The 21452-nt window shown below is 56.8% G+C and carries 14 protein-coding genes and 4 pseudogenes; 10 read left to right on the forward strand and 8 right to left on the reverse strand.

The features are described from left to right. Positions 1-223: 223 nt before the first annotated feature. Together ACYZT9_RS13320 and ACYZT9_RS13325 are read left to right on the forward strand one after the other, a co-directional pair. Positions 224-1945 carry a type I secretion system permease/ATPase gene (locus ACYZT9_RS13320; protein ID WP_462005940.1) on the forward strand — a complete coding sequence of 574 codons (1722 nt, stop codon included), beginning with the start codon at positions 224-226 and terminating at the stop codon, positions 1943-1945. Next, positions 1938-3308, forward strand: a complete 1371-nt coding sequence (locus ACYZT9_RS13325; protein ID WP_462005941.1) for an HlyD family type I secretion periplasmic adaptor subunit — start codon at positions 1938-1940, stop codon at positions 3306-3308. Before ACYZT9_RS13320 ends, ACYZT9_RS13325 begins: the two co-directional genes overlap by 8 nt. Before the next feature lie 153 nt (positions 3309-3461). Here ACYZT9_RS13325 and ACYZT9_RS13330 read toward each other — a convergent pair whose 3' ends face one another. Then, positions 3462-9077, reverse strand: coding sequence for a putative Ig domain-containing protein (locus ACYZT9_RS13330; protein ID WP_462005942.1), 5616 nt, complete (start codon positions 9075-9077; stop codon positions 3462-3464). A gap of 253 nt (positions 9078-9330) precedes the next feature. On the opposite strand from ACYZT9_RS13330, the gene ACYZT9_RS13335 reads away from it, so the two are divergent. Together ACYZT9_RS13335 and ACYZT9_RS13340 are read left to right on the forward strand one after the other, a co-directional pair. Continuing rightward, the gene (locus tag ACYZT9_RS13335; RefSeq protein ID WP_462005943.1) at positions 9331-9657 is read left to right on the forward strand and encodes a helix-turn-helix transcriptional regulator; all 327 of its coding nucleotides are present in this window, start codon (positions 9331-9333) and stop codon (positions 9655-9657) included. Next, the gene (locus ACYZT9_RS13340) at positions 9647-10984 is read left to right on the forward strand and encodes a type II toxin-antitoxin system HipA family toxin (protein ID WP_462005944.1); all 1338 of its coding nucleotides are present in this window, start codon (positions 9647-9649) and stop codon (positions 10982-10984) included. The genes ACYZT9_RS13335 and ACYZT9_RS13340 overlap by 11 nt, the downstream gene beginning before the upstream one ends. A gap of 730 nt (positions 10985-11714) precedes the next feature. Here ACYZT9_RS13340 and ACYZT9_RS13345 read toward each other — a convergent pair. The 4 genes and pseudogenes from ACYZT9_RS13345 to ACYZT9_RS13360 all read right to left on the reverse strand — a co-directional run bounded on the left by ACYZT9_RS13345 (position 11715) and on the right by ACYZT9_RS13360 (position 14548). Then, positions 11715-12239 carry a methyl-accepting chemotaxis protein gene (locus ACYZT9_RS13345; RefSeq protein WP_462010219.1) on the reverse strand — a complete coding sequence of 175 codons (525 nt, stop codon included), beginning with the start codon at positions 12237-12239 and terminating at the stop codon, positions 11715-11717. 18 nt (positions 12240-12257) lie between these two features. Further along, positions 12258-13040 (reverse strand): annotated as a pseudogene (locus ACYZT9_RS13350) (PAS domain-containing protein); the annotation flags it as partial. Between the two features lie 625 nt (positions 13041-13665). Beyond that, positions 13666-14076 carry a hydroxyisourate hydrolase gene (gene uraH / locus ACYZT9_RS13355; RefSeq protein ID WP_462005945.1) on the reverse strand — a complete coding sequence of 137 codons (411 nt, stop codon included), beginning with the start codon at positions 14074-14076 and terminating at the stop codon, positions 13666-13668. Between the two features lie 10 nt (positions 14077-14086). Next, positions 14087-14548: a GlcG/HbpS family heme-binding protein gene (locus ACYZT9_RS13360; RefSeq protein WP_462010220.1), complete on the reverse strand. Its 462-nt coding sequence runs from the start codon at positions 14546-14548 to the stop codon at positions 14087-14089. A 188-nt stretch (positions 14549-14736) separates the two neighbouring features. On the opposite strand from ACYZT9_RS13360, the gene ACYZT9_RS13365 reads away from it, so the two are divergent. Next, complete coding sequence (locus tag ACYZT9_RS13365; protein WP_462005946.1) at positions 14737-15408, forward strand: heavy metal response regulator transcription factor; 672 nt, start codon at positions 14737-14739, stop codon at positions 15406-15408. Next, positions 15405-16775, forward strand: coding sequence for a heavy metal sensor histidine kinase (locus ACYZT9_RS13370; protein WP_462005947.1), 1371 nt, complete (start codon positions 15405-15407; stop codon positions 16773-16775). Before ACYZT9_RS13365 ends, ACYZT9_RS13370 begins: the two co-directional genes overlap by 4 nt. 124 nt (positions 16776-16899) lie before the next feature. Here the strand turns inward: ACYZT9_RS13370 and ACYZT9_RS13375 are convergent. Continuing rightward, positions 16900-17142, reverse strand: a pseudogene (locus ACYZT9_RS13375) (MgtC/SapB family protein); the annotation flags it as partial. 43 nt (positions 17143-17185) lie between these two features. Next, positions 17186-17317: pseudogene (locus tag ACYZT9_RS13380) on the reverse strand (IS3 family transposase); the annotation flags it as partial. Between the two features lie 200 nt (positions 17318-17517). On the opposite strand from ACYZT9_RS13380, the gene ACYZT9_RS13385 reads away from it, so the two are divergent. From ACYZT9_RS13385 to ACYZT9_RS13400, 4 genes and pseudogenes are all read left to right on the forward strand, one after another. After that, entirely contained in the window at positions 17518-18258 is a 741-nt protein-coding gene (locus ACYZT9_RS13385; protein WP_462005948.1) for a hypothetical protein, read from the forward strand. A gap of 42 nt (positions 18259-18300) precedes the next feature. Further along, positions 18301-18921 (forward strand): cysteine hydrolase family protein, encoded by a 621-nt coding sequence (locus tag ACYZT9_RS13390; protein ID WP_462005949.1) that lies wholly within the window; start codon positions 18301-18303, stop codon positions 18919-18921. A 20-nt stretch (positions 18922-18941) separates the two neighbouring features. After that, a pseudogene (locus ACYZT9_RS13395) lies at positions 18942-19998 on the forward strand (catalase). Positions 19999-20072: 74 nt separating this feature from the next. Next, on the forward strand, positions 20073-20636 hold the full coding sequence (locus ACYZT9_RS13400) for a cysteine hydrolase family protein (protein ID WP_462005950.1): 564 nt from the start codon (positions 20073-20075) through the stop codon (positions 20634-20636). Positions 20637-20800: 164 nt separating this feature from the next. On the opposite strand, the gene ACYZT9_RS13405 is transcribed toward ACYZT9_RS13400, so the two are convergent. Then, positions 20801-21193 carry a helix-turn-helix transcriptional regulator gene (locus ACYZT9_RS13405; protein ID WP_462005951.1) on the reverse strand — a complete coding sequence of 131 codons (393 nt, stop codon included), beginning with the start codon at positions 21191-21193 and terminating at the stop codon, positions 20801-20803. Positions 21194-21452 lie beyond the last annotated feature (259 nt).

A 21452-nucleotide genomic window follows, 5' to 3' on the forward strand; every position in this document is an offset into this window, starting at 1 on the left:
CTGACTGAAGAGTTGGGCCAGTATCCCGTCCGTCACCCCCCTGCAAATCAAGCCCGCACTAACCCATGGTTGCGTTGTCAGTAATTGGCGTCTGTAGCGGACGTGGATCGTCTCTGATCGCGGCACGTCAGACTACGTCTGTTTTCTTCTCCAATGCCTGAGGGCAAAAAGCTCGCGATGGATTGCGTCTTGGACCGACCATTCCTTTTGCGGGCGATACTCTATGGGTTTGCTTCTTGATCCGCGTCATGACATTGATGCCGCTTTATTAAGCTATCGCCGGGTGTTCTGGTCGTTGGCGCTGTTCAGTGGCGCGATCAACCTGCTGGTGCTGGTGCCGTCGCTCTACATGATGCAGGTGTACGACCGGGTTCTCACCAGTCGCAACGAAACCACCTTGTTCATGCTCACCTTGATAGCCCTGGGACTGTTCATGTTCAGCGCCCTGATCGAGTGGGTGCGCGGCGAGGTGATGATTCGCATGAGCGCGGGGCTGGACGAGGCCTTGGGCGAGCGGATTTTCGACGCCGCCTTCGCCCGCAGCCTGCGCGAGCACAACGCCAACCCGGCGCAGGTGCTCACCGATCTGGCGACGCTAAGGCAATTGATCACCGGCCAGGGCCTGATCGCCTTGATGGATGCACCGTGGTTGCCCATCTTCGTGCTGGTGGCGTTCATCTTTCATCCCTGGTTCGGCGTGCTGACGCTGGTGCTAGCGCTGGTGCTGATTGGCTTGGCGCTGTGGGGCGAGTTAGCGACTCGTCCGCGCCTGGACGAAGCCAATCGCCTGGGCGTGCAGTCGTCGATCTATGTGAACAGCACGTTACAGAATGCCGAAGTCATCCAGGCCCTGGGCATGCTCGGGCCGTTACGCCAGCGCTGGAGCCTGCTGCAGCAACGCATCATTGCCGCCCAGTCCCATGCCAGCGATCGCGGCGCGCGTATCACTGCGACGACCCGATTCGTGCGCATCTCCGGACAGTCGCTGGCCCTTGGGCTGGGGGCGTTGCTGGTGCTGGAGGGTCAATTGTCTGCGGGCATGATGATTGCGATGTCGCTGTTGCTGGGGCGTGCCCTGGCACCCGTGGAGATCGCCATTGGCTCGTGGAAGCAATTCAACTCCGGCCGCCAAAGCTATCAGCGCCTGAGCCAACTGCTTGTCCAACATCCGCGCGAGCGCCTGCGCATGCCCTTGCCACCGCCCACCGGAGCGATGCGCCTGGAGCAGGTGTATGTCGGCCCGCCCGGCGCCTCGCAACCGATTCTGAGGGGCATCAATTTCAGCCTGGCCAAAGGTGATGTACTCGCCGTCGTCGGTCCCAGCGCCAGTGGTAAATCAACCCTGGCCAGGACGCTGGTCGGGGTGTGGCCGGTCATGGGCGGGTCGGTGCGCCTTGACGACGCCGAGATCGGTCAATGGTCTCACGACGCCTTGGGCCCGCACCTTGGATACCTGCCGCAGGACATCGAGCTCTTCGACGGTAGTGTGGCCGACAACATTGCCCGCTTCGGCGAGCAGGACGCCGACAAGATCATCGCCGCAGGGCGTCACGCCGGCATTCACGAGATGATCCTGAAATTTCCAAAGGGTTACGACACGCCGCTGGGCCCCGGTGGGCTTGGCTTGTCCGGTGGACAAAAGCAACGCCTCGGCCTGGCTCGCGCGATCTATGGACGCCCGTCTCTGATTGTGCTCGATGAGCCCAACTCCAATCTCGATGAAGCCGGAGAGCAGGCGCTGGTGCAGGCCATCAATGCACTCAAGGCTGCAGGCAGCACCGTGGTGCTGATTACCCACCGGCCTAATGTGCTGGCGGTGGTCGATCACATTCTGGTGCTCAAGGACGGCACTCAACATGCATTCGGTCCGAGGGATCGGGTGCTCAAGGCATTGAGGCCGGGGCCAAGACCGGCCGTGGTCAGAGAGGCTGGCAGAGATGCGTGATCTGACTACAGAGGCACAAACGTACAATGAGCAGGGGCTGAGTGTGAGCGGCACCACGCTGCAGCCCCGCGCCAGTACCGACGCCGGGGGAGCTGCTCGCTATGGTGTGGCTTTCCTGGTCCTGACATTGGGCGGCTTCCTGCTCTGGGCCTGTCTGGCGCCGCTCGACCAGGGTGTCGTGGGCAGCGGCACCGTGGTGGTGGCGGGCGAACGCAAGGCTGTGCAGTCGTTGGTCGGCGGGGTGGTAGAAAAGCTGCTGGTCAGCGATGGCGACCGCGTCACCCAGGGACAATTACTGGTCCAGCTCAACACGGTGCAGGCGCAGGCGCAACGGGATGTGACGCTGGGCAAGCTGCTCAACGATCGCAGCGTCGAGGCGCGATTGATCGCCGAGCGTCTGGGCTCGGCCGAGATCCAATGGCCCGCTGAACTGCTGGAGCGTGCCGACGAGCCGAGGGTCAAGGCCGCCATGGCTTTGCAGAGCCAGTTGTTTCTGACCCGCCGTGCAGAACTGGGCAGCCGCTTGCAGATCATCGACCACGAAGCCGCGGCCTTGCGGCAGCAATTGCTCGGCTACGAAGGCGTCAAGCGCAACTACGACGCACAGATGCGCTTCCAGCAGCAGGAGCTGGAAGGCCTGCGTAATTTGGCCCGTGAAGGCTACATTCCGCGCAACAAACTTCTCGAGGCCGAGCGCAACGCAGCCCAGTTGGCCGGACAGATTTCCTCGGGAGTGGGCGATGTTGGCAGGACCCGCCAGGCAATCAACGAAAGCCGGCTCAAAGCGTTGCAGGCGCAACAGGAATTTCGCCGTGATGCCGAAACGCAGCTCAGCGAGGTTTCTGCCGAGGCGGCAGGTTATGCCGATCAGATTCATGCCTTGCAGTTTGAAGTCGACAACGGTGCGATTCGTGCGCCGGTGTCCGGGCAGGTCATGGACGTGAGCATTCATACGGTCGGGGGCGTTGCGCAGGCCGGCCAAACCCTGATGCAGGTGGTGCCGCTGGATGCACCGATGGCGATCACCGCGCGTTTCGAGCCTCTGATGGCCAACAAGTTACGCCCGGGCCTGCCGGTGCACGTGCATTTCACTGCGCTGCAACGGGTGGATACGCCGACGGTCACCGGTACGGTGACTACGGTGTCGGCTGACCAGTTGATCAATGAACAGACGCACCAACCGTACTTTTCCGCCAAGGTCGAAATTCCCGTCGACACCGTCGCCTCGCTACAGGCCGCCGGCTTGCAGGTGCGCCCCGGCATGCTCGCCGATGTCACGGTGGTGACGGGGGAGCGCACCTTGATGAATTACCTGATGAAACCTTTGCGCGAGCGCTTGCTTGCGGCCTTCAAAGAAGAATGAGCTTAAAGCCAGCCCCTCACCACATTGGGCAATGCCGGTCAGTCAAGGGAATGGGTTCACTTTGGGATCGAGCTTGCTCGCGATAGCCGTCGGTCTATCAGCTTCCATGCTGAATGTACCGCCGCTATCGCGAGCAGGCTTCCTCACACCAGGTCAGGCTGTAAAATCGCTGGCCTGCAGCTGCTGGACGCCCACCATCTCGAATTCGAACTCGGGTGTGGCGTTGGCATTCACGCTGCCGTAGAGGATGCCGTCGACAAAGCGCATTTGGCCGGTGGCGTTGGTGGGGTCGAAGGCGTTGCTGCCGATGAACATGAAGGGATCGACGGTGGCGGTCAGCGGGTTGGCGTCCAGGCTGGTGAAATCCAGATGGTCACCCTCGGTGGTCTTGAAATCGCTGATCACATCGCGCAAAGCCCCGATACCCAGATCCGACAGCGCACCAAACGCATAGGTGTCCGCGCCTGTGCCACCGTTGAGGGTGTCGGTGCCTGCACCCCCTATCAGCCGATCATCGCCCGAACCTCCCACCAGCGTGTCGTTACCGGCACCACCGTTCAGGATGTTCGCGGCGCTGTTGCCCGACAAACTGTCGGCGTAGGCACTTCCCGTCACGTTTTCGACGAATTTCAAAGTGTCGTGTCCTGACCCCGCGGTGTTTTGTTGAGCGGACGTCGAGAGGTTTACAGCAACCCCCGCCATGGCGCGTCCGAAGGACACCGTGTCATTGCCATCGCGGCCGTCGAGCACGTTGTTGCCAGCACCGGCGAACAGCGTGTTGTTCTGCGCATTACCCGTGCCATTGGCGGCACCAGCGCTGTCGATGTACAGATTCTCGACGTTGCTGCCAAGGGTATGCGCAGACAGGTTGCTGTGCACGCTGTCGATTCCTCCGGGCACCACATTGCTGTTGGTCTCGATCACGGTGTCATCGGCATTGTCGACATAGTACGTATCGTCTCCCTCGCCACCGCTCATGCTGTCGGCCCCTGCGGCACCATCGAGCACGTTGTCGGCGGCATTGCCAGTGATGAAATTGCGCCGCTCATTGCCGGTGCCATCGATCTCCGAAACGCCGGTGAGCACCAGGTTTTCGAGATTGGCGCCCAGCGTCCAACTGACCGAGGCCTTCACGGTATCGATCTGCGAGGTCGAGGTGTTGGTTTCCACCACACTGTCGAACGCGTTATCGACCACGTAGATGTCGTTGCCATCACCACCGGTCATGGTGTCGGCGCCCAGGTCGCCATCCAGTGTGTCGTTACCCGAACTGCCCACCAGGGTATCCGCCTGATCAGTGCCGGAAATCATCCCGCCCTGGTTCTGAGCGTTGTCGAAAATGGCTTGCACGCTGTTGTTGTCGTTAGGGTTGCCCTGGAAGCCAAGGTCATTGGCAATGTAATCGGCTAAGCGCTGGCCGACGATTTCCGCCGATTCCTCGTGCAAATGCCAGACGTCGTCCGGGTACACCAGCGGATCTACCTCGTAGCGCAACGGCAGGTCGGTGTAGTCCACTGCGAGCTTGACGTCAGCGCGCTCGGTGGCGATGGCTTCTTGGGTGGCGCGGACATAGCCGACACCCTCGACGATGGAGGCGATTTTCTCTTCCGAGTAACCACGGGCTCGCGCCGCGTCCTGCTCGTAGTGACCGATTTCCATCATGTAGACGCTGAAGTTGCCGAACTGGGTGTGCAAGTAATCAAACACATTCAGAGTCGCGGCCTTGTAGGCCGCTGCTGCCGCGGCTTTGTCGGTGGAGCGACCAATCTCCTGAGCGGCTTCCTCGCCCTGGCCCCAGATGATGCCCATGGTGACGTTATCGATGGACTTGAGTTCGGTGAGCTGGTCCTCCAGCAACGCCACGGCACGCAGCAGCGCAGGCCCGGGTTGGTTAGTGTCGGTCAGCCACCAGCACAACTTGAGTTCCTCGGCGCTCAGGGTCGACATGCCATTGACCGTGCTGCCGCCCACTGCGATGTCAATGCCGTTGCCATCGGCGTCGGAGAACTGGCTGCGCACGTCATAGGGAGTGTAACGGTCCAGATCTTTGACCAGCATCGAGGTGCCGGACTGATCGTCGTCTTCCGTCATGCGCAGCAGGCGCGCATTGGATTGGCCGAGTGTGGGCAGGTAGAGGATGTCTTGCTGGGCGCGCTCGCCGAACACGAAATCATTGGCGGTCAGGGTGTTGAGGTAGTTGCCGTTGAGGGCGATTTCGAAGCGATTGCCATCGGCGTCCGCCTCGGCGGATTTGATGTAGGTCTTGTCGCCGGCCGCGTTCAGGGTCAGGTACAACGTGCCATTGCTGCCGTCGCCGAGGCCGAGAAAGCCCAGCGCTGAAACGTCGATCTTGTCGACGCCCGCGGTGAAGTCATAGACCGTGTCGGTGGCCGTGACACCGCCGGTGTCGTAGTCGCGGTAGCTGTCGAGTACGTTGGTATAGCGGAAGGTGTCAGCGCCATCGCCCCCGTACAGCGAATCGCGTCCGGCGCCACCGTCGACAATGTCCGCGCCGGTGCCGGCCTTGAGGGTGTCGTTGCCAGCGAGACCCAGGATCAGGTCCGCGCCCGTCGTGCCGTTGAGGCTTTCGGCGTTGTTGGTACCGGTGATGGTGTTGGCGGGCGCATCAGCCACCGCCAAGGCGAAGCTGTCGCTGACCGACGCACCTGAAGGATCGGTGGCCTTGACCAGTACGTTGTAATTGCCGGACGCCGTGCTGATCGGCGTGCCGGTAAAGGTCAGGCTGGTAGCATTAAAACTCAGCCACGAGGGCAGGGCACTACCGTCGGCGAGAGTCGCGCTGTAGGTCAATAGATCCTGATTGGCGTCGGTGAAACTATCCTTGGCCACGGTGTACTTGAACAAAGTGCTTTCGGTGGCGTTCTGGTCGAGGAGGGGGATGGCCACCACCGGCGCCACATTGCTGGGGGTGTTCTGATTGGCGAAAACGAACTGACTCGCCGTCAGGCTGTTCACCAGGTTGCCCGCCAGTGACACTTCGAAGCGGTTGCCGTTGGCGTCGACTGTGAGGTCCTTGAGGTAAGTTCGGTTGCTCGTAGCGCTGTAAGTCACCTGCAGCGTGCCGTTAAGGCCATTGCCGAGGCCTGTATAGCCGAGTGCAGACACATCGATCTTGTCGGCGGCCACGTCAAAATCAAGGATCTGATCACTGGCACTGGTGGTCCCGGTGCGGTAGCTGTCGAGCTTCGAGGTATAGCGGAATACGTCGGCACCCGCGCCGCCGGAGAGTTTATCCACGCCAGTGCCGCCGACCAAAATGTCATTGCCGGCACTGCCATTCAGGGTGTCGTTACCAGCGCCACCGAACAGTTGTTCGTTTGCAGCGGTGCCCGTCAGCGTGTCGTTGTTCGGCGTGCCATTGATCACAATGGGCGAGGCGGGCACGTCCTGTACGGCGAGGGTAAAGCTGTCGCTTACTGTTGCATTGCTGCCATCGGTCGCGGTGACCTGTACGGAGTAAGTGCCGGATGCCGTGTCGCTCGGCGTGCCGCTGAAGGTGCGGGTGGCGGCGTCGAAGGTCAGCCAAGTGGGCAGGGCGCTGCCATTGGCCAGTTTGGCGCTGTAGCTGAGGCTGTCGTTATCCGGATCGGAAAAACTGGTGGCCGGCAAAACGTAGCTGAATGGGGTGTTTTCGGTGGCGTTCTGATCCAGCAGTGCGGTTGCCACCACTGGCGCATGGTTGACGGTTGGCGAAGTGGCAAAGACGAAATTGGCGCTCGTCAGCTTGTCGAGGTAATTGCTGTCCAGGGCCACCTCAAAGCGGTTGCCATTGGCGTCGGCGGTCAGGGTTTTGATGTAAGTCTTGGTGCCAGCCGTATTGAGCACCAGGTACACGGTGTTGTTTTTGCCGTCCCCCAGGCCGGTGAACCCCATGGCCGAGAGGTCGATCTTGTCAGCGGCAATATTGAAGTCGGTGATCAGGTCGCCAAGGTTGGCGCCGCCGGTGTTGTAGTTGCGGTAACTGTCCAGACGGTTGGAGAACACAAAGGTGTCCGCCCCGGCGCCACCGGTAAGGGTATCCATGCCGGCGCCGCCGTCAATTTTGTCGTCGCCCGCGCCGCCACTGAGGCTGTCGTTGCCCGCCAGGCCGAGCAGGGTGTCGGAGGAATCGCTACCCGACAGCGAGTCGCTGCCGCTGGTGCCGGTGATCACCCGGTTGAAAATGAAGTTGCTGGCGGTCAGGGTGCTCGCCAGGTTGCCCGAAAGAATCAACTCGAAGCGATTGCCGCTGGCATCGGCATCGTAGTCCTTGATGTAGGTGCGGTCGTTGCTGGCGCTGTAGCTGACCTGCAAGGTGCCGCCACGGCCATTGCCCAGGCCGGTGAAACCGAGGCCGGCGAGGTCGATCTTGTCCTGGGTGACGTCGATGTCGGTAATGGTGTCATCGAAGCTTGCAATTGCGTTGCGGTAACTGTCCGACTGGGCGACGAACCGAAACGTATCGGCACCCGTGCCGCCGGTGAGTTTGTCGATGCCTGCACCCCCCACCAGAATGTCGCCACCGGCCCCGCCATTGATCGTGTCATTGCCGGCTGCGCCATAGAAAATCTCGCTGGCGGCGCTGCCCAGCAGGGTATCGTTGCCAGTCGTGCCTTGCACGGTAGTCATGGGCACCGTGGCGCTGACGTAGCTGCCGTCGCCATAGACCAGCGTGGCGCCCTTGCTGGTGTGGCTGATGGTGTTGCCGATGATGGCGTTGCGATCGGTGCCGTCCTCATTGCGCTCTGCAACACCGTAGGTCGACAGGTTGCTGCCGCTGATGATGTTGCCCTGGATCGTGTTGTCGCTGCCGTTGAAGTACTTGCCGGACACGCCCAGGGTGTCGTCGTAGGACTGGATGATGATTTCCGGAACGGGGGCGCCCAAGGAATTGTTGCTGAGCGTGTTGTCGATGATCTCGACGTGGTTGCTGCCGTAGATGCGGATACCGGCGCTGGCGTTGTCGTGGATATCGACACCGCTGACGGTTACATCACTGGATAGCTTGACCAGCACGCCTTCAGCGCCGTTGCCGTACACCTCGCCACCGGTGATGGTGATGTTGCTGGGGGAGGGGATGTCCTCGCTCCCTCGCTGCACCACGATGCCATTGCCGCCATTGTTGTAGGCCACGTTGTTGGTGAGGGTGAAATCGTGGGTGCTGGTGACGACGTTGAAACCGTGGCGGTCATTGTCATAGGCAATGTTGTTTTCGAAGGTGCTGTCGCTGAGGAAATCCGCAACGAAACCGTCCAGGCCATTGCCGTGGGACACACTGTTCTTGATAACCATGTTGACGGTCTGCTCGTGGGGGTCGAAACCGTACCCGGAGCAATCTTTGATCTCGACGCTGTCGAGGGTGACGTTGGAGTCGTAACCTTCCTGGCCAGGAATGTAGCCGTTGAACCAGCCGTCGACTTTGCCGGTGGTATTGTCGCGGTTGCCGTCGATGGTGAGGTTGCTGACGCCAAAGTCGTGGGTTTCTTCGCCATAGGCCGAGCGGATGACACCGGTGATCTTGGTGTCGGAGCCGTCAGCCACCTTGACGGTGGTGTCGCCCATGCCGTCGCCGTACATATAGACGTTGCTCTTGAGCATCAGGCAGCCGTCGGAGGGTTCCTCACCTCCCGAAACGATATAAGTCCCGGCCGGCATATACACCTGCCCACCGCCTGCAGCGGCCGCTGCATCAATCGCGCTTTGTATCGCCGCCGTATCGTCAGTGATGCCATCTCCTTTGGCGCCAAAATTTTGCACGTCGAAAATCATGAGCTTATCTCCGTATCAGGCTAAAACCTCGATAGACGCCAATATTCCATCGACGACCACGGTGTTAGGAACCAGCGGAGTGCAAAAGTTGTGACCGCGCATCGGTGAAGTGTCAAAAAAACTGACTTAACTGATCGGCGGTTGTGGAGTGTTTCAAAAAATTAACGCTTTGTTGACGCTTGCGACCATGGCGAGCGTTCACGTCAGGCACGTGGCGCAAGGCTCGTGACGAACGTAGGGAATAGAGGGGGCCATGGCTAACCGGACATATTCACCTATGACCTTGAGCGCGCTGCAAATCCTCAGCCAGCTCATTCAACTCAAGCGCAAAGAACGGGGGCTGACTCAGCAGGCTTTGGCTGAACGAACAGGCGTTTCCCGTAGCTTGGTGCAGCGTGTCGAATCCGCAGACCCACGATGCGAGATTGGAGTCGTTTTCGAGATGGCACAGCTTCTGGGAATCCAATTATTCCAGGCCGCAGATGGCCATTCTACTTTGCTCGCAAGCCTGCAAGACAAGCTGGCGCTACTCCCAGCGCATATCCTGGTACCGAAACAAGAGGTGAGCAATGACTTCTGAGCACGTTGCAAAGAACTGCTTCGTCTGGATCTGGCTTCCGGGCAACTCAGAGCCGGTGGTTGCCGGCCGCCTGGTCCGGCAGGGGCAATACGACCGGTTCTCCTTCATCTACGGTCAGAGCTACTTGGCTAACCCGAAAGCTATCGCGGTGAATTCTTTAGAGCTGCCGCTAGGTGCCGAGGTAATCGCCCCACCCGAAGGCATGAAACTCGCCAGTGGGCTACGCGATGCATCACCCGATGCCTGGGGCCGGCGCGTGATCATTAACAGGCTGTTTGGTAAAGCCGGACTTGACGTGTACAACCAGGACCTCGATGAGCAGACCTACATGCTCGAGTCAGGCTCGGATCGGATTGGTGCCCTCGATTTTCAGCAGTCGGCGACGGAATACGTCGCGCGCAGCAATGACAATGCGACATTGGCCGAGCTGCTCGAGGCGGCTCGACTGGTAGAGGAGGGCATCCCATTGACGCCCAAGCTCGAACAGGCCCTTCGTCATGTCACCTCTATTGGAGGGGCGCGTCCAAAAGCGCTGATTCAGGCAAACGACCGAAAGTATGTAGCGAAATTCTCAGCCTCCAACGATACCGTCAGCGTGGTGAAATCCGAGTTCATCATGATGCGGTTGGCGAGCCTGGCGGGACTGAACGTCGCACCGGTGCAGCTTCAGAGCGTCCTGAACAAGGATGTTTTGTTGATCGAGTGGTTTGATCGCTACAGGGTCGCCAACAACAGCGGTTGGGCGAGAAAACTAATGGTTTCAGCACTGACTCTACTGGGGCTGGATGAAATGATGGCTCGCTATACGAGCTATGAAACGTTGAGTCATATCATCCGCCGCGATTTCCACGACCCCAAGACAGATTTGCGAGAGCTGTTCGGCAGGTTGGTTTTCAACATCCTCTGCGGCAACACCGACGACCACGCCCGCAACCACGCTGCGTTCTTCGACGGCAAAGGCTATTCGCTAACACCGGCATATGACATATGCCCCCAGGCGCGAACGGGAAATGTGGCAAGCCAGGGCATGTTGATAATGGGGCAGGCAAACCAAAGTCAGATAGCGCTCTGCCTGGATGCTGCGCACCTGTTTTTGCTCGACCGCCGCGCAGCTCGATCGATCGTGCTCGCACAGCTTGAAACTGTTCGGCAACATTGGTCGGCTGTGTGCAACGAGGCGGGTATCAGCATCGTCGACAGGAATGTCCTGGCGACTCGGCAGATGTTGAATCCGTTCATTTTCGAGCAATTGCGGGAGGAGGATCTGGATATTGTACGAATGGCGGAGGGGATCAGGCCAGGTTTGGTGGCTGCGTCGCTGGTCTAGTGGCTGAATTCGTTGTTGCGACTGGGATTGAGTGAAATTGAGGCGCCGTATAACGCTAATGGCCAGCGGCATTCTCATCGGGTGCAATGTCGATTGGGCGCTACCAGGCCAACAGCCGGCCTAGGTGCGTTCGTCTGATGCCAAGCCCCTTAAGACTGACGAACACGGTAGTCCAAAAGCGAATTCCTTGGTTACCGGCCCACTTGGCTCAGGATGCTCGAAGCCTTCGATTGCTGCCCTCAAGCGCGCATTCCGTGATCAGGAATCGAGGATAGCCCTTGATGACGCGTGCCCCAAAAAACCGGCAAAAGCATCGGACTCGTATCTGTACGTTTAGCAGATAGATTAACGCACGCTTCTCCACACCTCGTTTAACTTGTGGGCGATGTCGGATTAGCGAGCCAGCCCTTTAATCAGGCGCGGATTTTTACTCGTTAAAAGCCCGCGACGCTCACTAAAAACTGTTCATTGGAATACTGTGAGGCCTTCTCCGGTTTCATTGCCGCGGCGCTATTGCGCCAGTAGCAAACCGGAAACCAACGCCACGAATCCCTCGGCGACTTTCTCGGACGCCGAGTGCGGATCCTCCGCACTGGCAATCCACAAGATGCGGATTTATCGCTTGATCAACACTAGGCTGCTACTTCTCGGTAACGATGCTCGGATGCCAAAGTAACCTGAAGAATTGATACGATCGGAGATCGTGACTGTTGTTAAGGCCGCTCCGAGCTTATTGCAGCTCATTGGCGAAGCGCCCGACTGCGCTCACGACCTGCTTGGCACCGTCCTGAATATCCACAATTACGTCCCCGGCTTGGATAGCCAGGGCCAGTCCTAGCTCGGCCTGCTCTCGACTGCTGAACATTTCGCGAACAGCTTGACTTGCAAGCGCCTGGTTCTGCTGTACGACACTCACGATTTCTTCCGTTGCCGCGCTTGTGCGGCCCGCAAGCTGACGTACTTCGTCAGCAACCACTGCGAAGCCTCGACCTTGTTCTCCTGCACGAGCAGCCTCAATGGCAGCGTTAAGCGCCAACAAGTTAGTCTGCGATGCAATGCCGCCAATGGTCTGCACGATGGAACTGATTAATAGCGACTGCTTGTCGAGAGCCTCAATGCTATCTGTGGCCGATTGCATCTGTTCGGCGATCTGTTGCATTGTCTGTACGGTTTTTTGGACGACCGCAGCACCTTGTTCGGCGCTCACATCCGTCTGTAAGGAAACGTCATAAGCGACGGCTGCCGCTTCCCTCACCTCCGTTTCCCGTGCAACCTGATCGGTTACTACGCTTGCAAACTTCACGATTTTCTGAAGATTGCCCTCTGTGTCGTAAACAGGGTTATAGGTCGCCTCAAGCCAAACTTCGCGGCCACGTCCGTCAATTCGCTTAAAGCGGTCAGCAACAAATTCTCCAGTGTTGAGCGTTTTCCAGAAGGCGGCGTATTGGGAGGAGTTAGCCTCCTCGGCACTACAGAACATTCGGTGATGCTTGCCTACAATCTGTTCAAGTGAGTAGCCCATAGCTTTGAGGAACTGGGTGTTAGCTGTGACAACTGTACCGTCCAGGTTGAACTGGATAACTGCCGTAGATCGAATAAGCGCATCAATGAAGGCCTCATTCTCTTTTGTCTGTTCAATTGTTTGGCTGATCTCGCTACCGTAGCCCTGAATGTAGGACAGCTCGCCGCTTTCGTCTTGTATGGGAAACCAATGCAATTTCAACCAAGCAAGGCTGCCATCTGAGCGCAGATAGCGGTAGTCGTCACTGATAGGTTCAAATTTCGCCACGGCAGATTTGAACGCGTGGAAGCAGGGCAGGTTTTTGACGTACGGGGGCACAATTTCGGACAGAGGCCGTCCTTTAAGGCGTTCGTCTGAGTACCCTAACGTTAGTGCAAATTGCTGGTTGAATTCGCAAATACGTGTCTGCGCATCAAGCCTGATTGAGAGCATGCCACGGTTCATCTGCTCAATTAGCTTGCGCAGTAAAGACAGCTCTGCGCTCTGGTCTTGGAGCGTTTTTTTCAGACGGCTGTTAAACATTAATGACTCCATGAGTGCTGATAGGTGGACAACGGTCTCTACTTCTTGGGCGTTCCACAAAGTTTCCCTGCCAGCGCAGCATGGCGCTTACCTATGGTTGGTGTAATCGGCATGAAACCTATCTAAAAATGTTACAGCGTAAGTTCTATGGCTGTTGAAACTTAACTTTGTCACTGTGATTAGTTCGACTGTCCGAAGAAAACATATAAAACCAATATCAGTTAAATAACAGTTTAGTGAACCATTACAACGACACCGTCAGCACTGACCTTAATGACCACACGGCCACTCCGGCGCCGTCGGCGCAGGATCTTGATTTCTCGAGTGCAGGGGGGCACTCACCGTCAAGGTGTGTCAGCGGCCACTGAGTTTAGTTGTACATGATCTCTCTTCCTGTATAGGTTTTGTATAAGATATGCCGAAAGGGATGGACTTGGCAACTGAGGGGCATGCTCAAAACCCTTTCAGCTTCGTGATCAAGGTTGGGAAAGGTGATGTTGCCGATATCAACATGCAATGTGAGCGAACTCAGCGGCTGATTCCGCCATCGACATTTTGAAGGCCAAATACCGCCCGTGCGTTCAGGGGCGGCATTGTCTCCACGTTTGGGGGAGCTCCATTTAGCATCGCTTATCCATCAGTTTCCTCTGTAGGTGGAGAAACCGTATGGGCTGAGCAGCAACGGAATGTGGTAGTGCGCAACGGTGCCGTCGACTTCAAAAATGACCGGCACCTCCGGGAAGAAGCTGGAGACTTTGTGCGCTTTGAACCACTCACCCGTCTTGAAGGTGACACGGTAGGTGCCTTTCTCTAGAGCCTGTCCATCCGGGTAGAGCCCGGTTATACGACCTTGTTCATTGGTCGCAGCGCTATTGAGCATGCTCCATTGCTTGCCATCCTGTTTTTCCAAAGTGACGTTGACTGCAGGGGACGGCAGCCCATCCTGCAAGTTGAGTACATGCACGCTTAGCGGATTTGCTGCAGCTAACGCCAGCGACGACATAGCACTCAATACAGCGCCAGCGAAGAAAGCTTTCAATACGGTCATGGTTACGTCCTTAGTTTTTAACGGCAGGTAGAACTTTGTTGATAGCGACCAGTGCGCAACCTTCATCGATTGCAGCCCCACCGGCACCGGCCATACCAAGAGCGCCGATTACCTGGCCCTCAAAATTCAAAGGCACTCCGCCGCCCAGCAACAACAGCTCATTAAGGGTGTTAAGGTTTTCAGCGTCCGGTGAGTTGCGAGCACGCTCCGCCAAAAGCTTTGTGGGCGTCTTGGTCGATAGCGCGGTATAGGCTTTGCGTTGAGCTGCCAAGGTGTTGTGCGGGCCGACATTGTCGTCGCGCTGGACGGCTACCAAATTGCCGCCACGGTCGACGACTGCGGCAACGCCAGTGCGACCCTCGGCATGACAGGCCGCCAGTGCGGCACTGAGCAAATCATTAGCCATCGCTAGTGATACGTCCTTGCGCTGAGCAACCTGATCTGGGGCTGCAATTGCGAACGCAGAACTCATTGCGAGTGTGAGCATCAATGTGGTCGACAGGCCTGTGCGCATGCTTTTTTCCTTGGTTGAGATTGGCTAAGTCATTGCCAGGCATACTGCCCAATCCATCCGGTCAGAATGATTGCGTGTTGATTACCAATATGTAATTTGAGAACGGGGTGTAACGGGCTAGCCTATGCGCCAGTTCTGGAGGAAAAATGCGTATCCTGGTTGTTGAAGATGAAGCGAAAACAGCGGATTACCTGCGCAAAGCTCTGTCGGAGTCTGGCTATATGGTTGAGGTTGCCCTGAACGGACTGGATGGTCAGCATTTGGCACAGGAAAGTGAATTCGACTTGATTATTCTGGACGTCATGCTGCCTGGCCTGGATGGCTGGCAATTGCTGCAGATCATTCGGCGCAAGTGGCAGACCCCTGTGTTGTTTCTCACCGCCCGCGATTCGATTGATGATCGGGTCAAGGGGCTGGAGCTGGGGGCCGACGATTACTTGGTTAAACCGTTTTCCTATGCCGAGTTACTGGCACGCGTACGTACTTTGCTACGCCGTGGCCCGCCACGCGAGGTTGAGTATTTTTCGGTTGCCGACCTGAGCCTGGATCTGTTGCGGCGTAAGGTCATGCGAAACGGGGAGCGCCTCACCCTGACCAATAAGGAATTTGCACTGCTGCATCTACTACTCAGCCGTGAAGGTGAGGTGCTATCGCGCGCGCTGATCGCCTCGCAGGTCTGGCAGATGAACTTCGACAGTGACACCAACGTAGTCGACGTTGCCATCCGCCGACTCCGCGCCAAGGTCGACGATCCTTATTCGCCTAAATTGATACACGCAGTGCGAGGTATCGGTTACCTGCTCGAAGTGCAATCGTGAACCTCTTACCGCGTGCCCTTAGCCTTCGCCTGGCACTCATGTTCGCCTTAGTCAGTGCAGTGCTGCTGGGCTGTATTGGCTTCTATCTTTATCAATCGTTACAGCGAGAAATAGCCTGGCGCGATGACCAGGCCTTGCTAGGGCGCTTGCAGCGCATGCAAGCGCTAATCAATGACAGCGAGAGCATCGAGACGCTGCGAAGTCGACCCAAGCTCTATGAAAACATGCTGGGTAATCGTGACAGCCTGCTGTGGATTGTCGATAACACTGGCAAGGTGTTGATCGAAGTCAACCCTGCACAAATGATCTTGCCAAGGTTGCCGCCCGCACCGGTTGCGCGTGTGGGCGACGGTAACTATTCAGAACCGGTGCGTTTCGCCTGGCAGAATGTGACGCAGGGGGATCGACGTTTGACTCTGATTGCCGGCAAGTTGTTGAGTGAACGCGAGCAGATGCTGGGGGCTTACCGACTTAAGCTCTGGCTTGCCCTGTCCGTCGGAACACTGTTGGCTTTTACGCTTGGCTGGTGGGTCAGTCAACGTGGCTTGCGACCTGTGCGTCAACTGGCAGCGTACGCTGCCAGCATTGACGTGCAGCATCTACATTTACGACTGGATGAGTTCAATAAAATCAGTGAGCTGAAAGTGCTCAGTAACACCCTCAACCACATGCTGGCGCGCCTAGAAGACGGGTTCGCCCAGCTATCACGCTTTTCGGAAGACCTCGCCCATGAAATGCGGACACCGCTCAGCAACTTGATGGGGCATACCCAACAAACCCTGCGCCGCAGTCGTTCGATCGAGGACTATCAGAACCTGCTGGTTTCGAATCAGGAAGAATTTGAGCGTCTGGCGCGAACGATTGACAGCATGCTGTTTCTCGCTCGCACCGAGCAGTCACACGATTGTGTAAAGTTCGAACAAATCAATCTGCACGCTCTAAGCGCACAATTGTGCGAGTACTTTGAAGGCGTCGCGCAAGAGCGAGATGTACAGCTGATTAATCATGCGAATCATGAGTTGCTCGCGGATTCAGGCTTAATCCGTCGAGCACTGGCTAACTTGCTAGCCAATGCGCTGCGCTACGCAACGCCCGGCACGGCAGTGACTATTAGAAGCGCAGTGTTGGAGAAAAATCTCGAAATCGCTGTGGTCAATCATGGCGAGCCTATTGCAGCAGAGCATCTACCGCGACTTTTTGAGCGTTTTTACCGATGCGATCCATCACGTAATCAGCCGGACGACTCCGGTGGTCTGGGATTGGCAATTGTTCACTCGATTATGCAGCTGCATGGAGGTCGTGTAACAGTTGACAGCAATGAAGCAGGTACTAGCTTTCGCTTGGAGTTTCCCCTAAGAGACGCGTGAGCGGTCGTCCCCCGACTGCTACACCGGGAGGTGTTCTTCATACACCCTGGCACTGGCTTCAATGTCTTCAGCCTCATCGGGAGCCTCGTCATCAATGCTGAAGGTGCCACGTATACAGCCGAGGCATGATCACGCCAGCACCCAGAAAACCAATTCCGGAAACGACTTGCGCAGCCATTCGCGCGGCGCCAGAGTTGTCGCCCTGCGAAGTGAGCAGCGACACCATGACGAACAAAGCCGCGCCGGTTGAAACCAGGGCATTGGTACGCAATCCAGCCATGCGCTGGCGTAGTTGACGTTCGGCACCCACCAGGGCACCCAGAGCGAGCGCGACGGTCACGCGCAGAAAAAAGACTTTCCAATCCATATTTCACTTCTATACCGACAATTGTTCGCAGAGCGTGTAGTGGTCAACTAATCCCGAACACGACGTTAAGTTTTTCTTCGGCCCGAGCTGGCGCCAGCCCACCGTTGAATTGATGGGGCCGAATCCAGTTGTACCGATGCATCAAGAAATGGCTGATATCGCGCTGAGCCTCTCGAACATTCCTTAATTTTTTCACGCCGCGCTGAGCTATTTGCCGTTTTTACGTAGTCTCCCAAATACACTTTGCGCATCATTACTACGCTCCAGAAATTGTCGATCAATACACAAAATCAGCGAATCTTGTAACAAGTCGCTGAAAGGCGTGTGTCAGCTATAACCACGCAAAGCTGTTCATTTCCCTTAAGGGGGGTAGGCATGCAACGTTTATGGTTTTTGCTCATATCTTCCGTCTTGAGTCTTCCACTACTGGCGCATGAGCCTGGCGGGATTAACAGCGCCAGAAGCCAGGCTGATGCCGCATTTGACTTGGTTCATACGCACATCTACCGCGAGGGCAATAACCTTGTCTTTCAACAAGTCGTTGCCGGTACAGCGGGTAGCAGTACGCCAACACCTACAGGCAAATTTGCGGGCTCCGATGTTTACAGTTATGTATGGCCAACCAGTCTGGACAGCGATGCCGTCGGCTTCGAGCCCAAGTCCGGCATCCTCGCGCTTGCGCTGACTTCCCATCCGGACTTCGACGACACCCCACAACTGGATGAAAACAGCGACGGCAAGAAGGACAACGATGGCGGCCTGTGGCATTCCCATTGGGTTGTTTTGAGCAAAGAAGCCAGTTGCGGGCCAAGCGGTCTGAAGGTGCGCGACATTCCCAAAGACATGAAGCCGAAGATGCCAGCCACCTGGCCCGGCGTACCGCTTTATATCGACTCTCCAGGCTATGGACTTAATGTTGACAAGGACACGGTCACGATCCAAGTGCCGTTGGCTGCTGTCGGTTTTCCTGAAAATTTCAAATACGACGGTGTCACGGCAGGGTTGAAGGTCAACGCTGATCTGCACGACCCTCTGCTGTGCGTCAGTTCGGTCTGGGACGTTGCGTCGGGCGATCTTTCTTTGCCAGCCACGTGGGACGCAAAGGACAAGCCCTGAACCGCAGTGCACGCGTATTTTTCCGGTGGTCGGGAGGTTCAAATGAGTGACGCCAATTATCCCCACAAAAGCACCGCTCTGCTGTTGGTGGATCCGTACAACGATTTTCTCAGCGATGGAGGGAAGCTCGCAGGGCTCGCTAAGGCGGTGGCTGACGACGTCGACACGCTTAACAATTTGCGCCGGGTTGTCGCGGCCGTTCGTGCGGCGGGTCTTCATGTTTTTTACGTACCGCATCACCGTGCAACGCCGCAGGATTTCCAAGGATGGAAGCATCCAAGCCCTTATCAGTTGGGCGCGGGAAAAGCGCAGGTGTTCGCCGTCGGTAGCTGGGGAGGGGAGTGGCACCCGGATTTTTTGCCGCAGCCCAATGATGTCGTAGTTCAGGAGCATTGGGGCGGCAGCGGGTTTGCCAATACGGATCTGGATTTTCAGCTCAAACAGCACGGAATCGATTCGGTCATCATAGTTGGCATGCTGGCTAACACCTGCATCGAAACGACCGGCAAGTTTGCGGCGGAACTGGGTTATCACGTCACGCTGGTGAAGGACGCCACTGCAGCGTTTTCCAAAGAGGCCATGATCGCCGCCCATGACATCAATGGGCCTACGTACGCGCACGTCATCGTCAGCACTCGCGATCTTCTCGAATTGATTGGCTAGTGCCTGGAGAGGTCACCCTGATGAACGATAAAAAACTCACCCATGCTACCGGTGCGCCGGTGATCGACAACCTCAATATCCAGACAGCCGGGCCGCGTGGGCCAGCGCTGCTGCAAGACATCTGGTTGCTGGAAAAACTGGCGCAATTCGACCGAGAGGTTATTCCGGAGCGGCATATGCACGCCAGATCGTGGCATTCCCGCCAGTTACCGGCACATGCATGGTTTCGGCAGCCATACCTTCAGTCTAGTCAATGCGCAAAACAGCGTGTATGGACAAAATTTCATTTCGTGTGTCAGCAAGGGATCACGAACCTGAGCGACAGTGAGGCGGCACAAATTGTGGGCAACGACCGCGAGAGCCATTTGCGCGACCTTTATGTCTGCATTGAGCAGAAGAATTTTCCGAGCTGGAAATTGTGCATTCAGACTATGACCGAAGAACAGGCGCGAGTGCATCGGCACAACCCATTCGACCTTACCAAAGTCTGGCCCCATGCAGAGTTTCCGCTTCAGGAAGTGGGTATTCTGGAGCTGAAACGCAACCCTGAGAATCATTTTGCCGAGGTCGAGCAAGCGGCTTTTTCCCCCGCGAATATCGTTCCGGGTGTGAGCGTTTCACCGGATAAAATGCTCCAGGCCCGCCTATTTTCCTATGGCGATGCGCAGCGGTATCGCTTGGGTGTGAACTTCAATCACATTCCGGTCAATGCCCCTCGGTGCCCATTTCACAGTTATCACCGCGACGGAGCGATGCGGACGGATGGCAACCTTGGGTCGACGCTTGCTTACTCTCCTAATAGCCATGGAAAGTGGGAGGATCATCGAGAGATGCATGAGCCGGCTTTGGCTCTTGTAGGGGATGCAGGCCATTATGATCAGAGCATTGTTGAAGATCACTATGAGCAGCCAGGAAACTTGTTCAGGCTAATGTCCCCAGCCCAATGCTTCTGTGGAGATCAAACAGCGCCATGTCTCCAATTGCACCAAGGCCGATCCGGCTTATGGCGAAGGTGTCGCGAAAGCACTGGCATTGACGCTCTTTGCAACAGCTGAAGATACTAACAACTCGTTCTGAAACGCGCAGGCTGACTTTAGCACTTGATCGAGTCAGCCCGCTCCATCTGGCGTCACGTCATTGGGAGAATGGTCATGAGCAGTACTGACTCAAACAAAAAAGCGTTGGTGGTCGTTGATATCCAGAACGACTATTTTCCGGGCGGCAGGTGGGCGCTGTCTCACGTCGAGGACGCCGCTGCACAAGCAGCCACGGTGATTGACAGGTTCCGTGAGCGGGGAGACCTGGTGGTACATATCCGGCATGAATTCAAGGATGAAAATGCACCCTTTTTCCGCCCCGGCAGCGAGGGCGCACAGATACACGACAGCGCGAAGAACCGTGAGGGCGAGCCCGTGGTGCTCAAACATTTCATCAATTCGTTTCGTGAGACCGAACTGAAATCCATCCTAGACCGCCATGGGATCAACGAGGTCGTCATCGTTGGCAACATGAGTCACATGTGCGTGGATGGCATGACTCGCGCATCGGTTGATTTTGGCTATACCACCACGGTGTTGCATGACGCTTGCGCCACGCTCGATCTTGAGTTCAACGGGGTCAAGGTTCCCGCTGAGCACGCGCATGCGGCGTTTATGGCGGCGCTGAGCTTCGGTTACGCACCGGTCATTTCCACCTCTGAGTACCTGAGCCGTTGATCCGTTACACCGGCTGGGCAGATGGGTGGCCGTAGCCGTCTATCCGGGATGAGCCCTCATCGATATTACGCTTACATGCAATTCGCGGCGCAATTCGTCACGCCGGCACTGAGGATACGATCACCAGCATCTGCGCGCGATTTGGAGTCTGGGACGTCGGCCGGTTAGCGAGCTCTCATCAAGGTTTTGCTCGGATACTCACCGAACAGCGTGTGGTATTGGGAGGCCATACGACCGCTGTCGGTAAACCCGAATCGTAATGCGATGTGGCTGACGGATTCTGTGCTCGTGTCAGCAATCGACAATGCTGCTCGAACCATATGCAGTCGGCGAATCAACATGTAACGATTGGGCCCGACGCCAAATATCTCGTTGAATATTGAGCGTAGTGTCCGCTCGCTCACACCTGCTTTGCTGCGAAGTTCCTCCAGTCGAATTGGCTGGTCGCCGTAGTGCTGCAGTACATCCAAAACTTTGGTGATGTTGGCTTGACGCTTCAATCGTTGCCAGCCAACACGCTCATTTAGAGGTGGGATCTTTGAATGGAGGGGAGCCATGGGATTATCCATTTCATCTGGCAACCTACCTGGATTCTGATTGAACTATCTTCACGCCATCCTCAATGCTGCACTACGTAAAACAGGCAAATTCGTTGAGATTTGTTCCTTAAAAAGCCAAACGTTTCCTGTGGTTTTTTATCTTGCCGATTTTACGTGGTTGGGCACCGTCCGATGTGTGCATGCTAGGGCTATACCGTCAAGAAGTACCATTGATAGTTAGTCCAATCCACATCGATGGGAGTGTCATAATTGAGCA

It is taken from the genome of Pseudomonas sp. ZT5P21 (assembly GCF_054897785.1).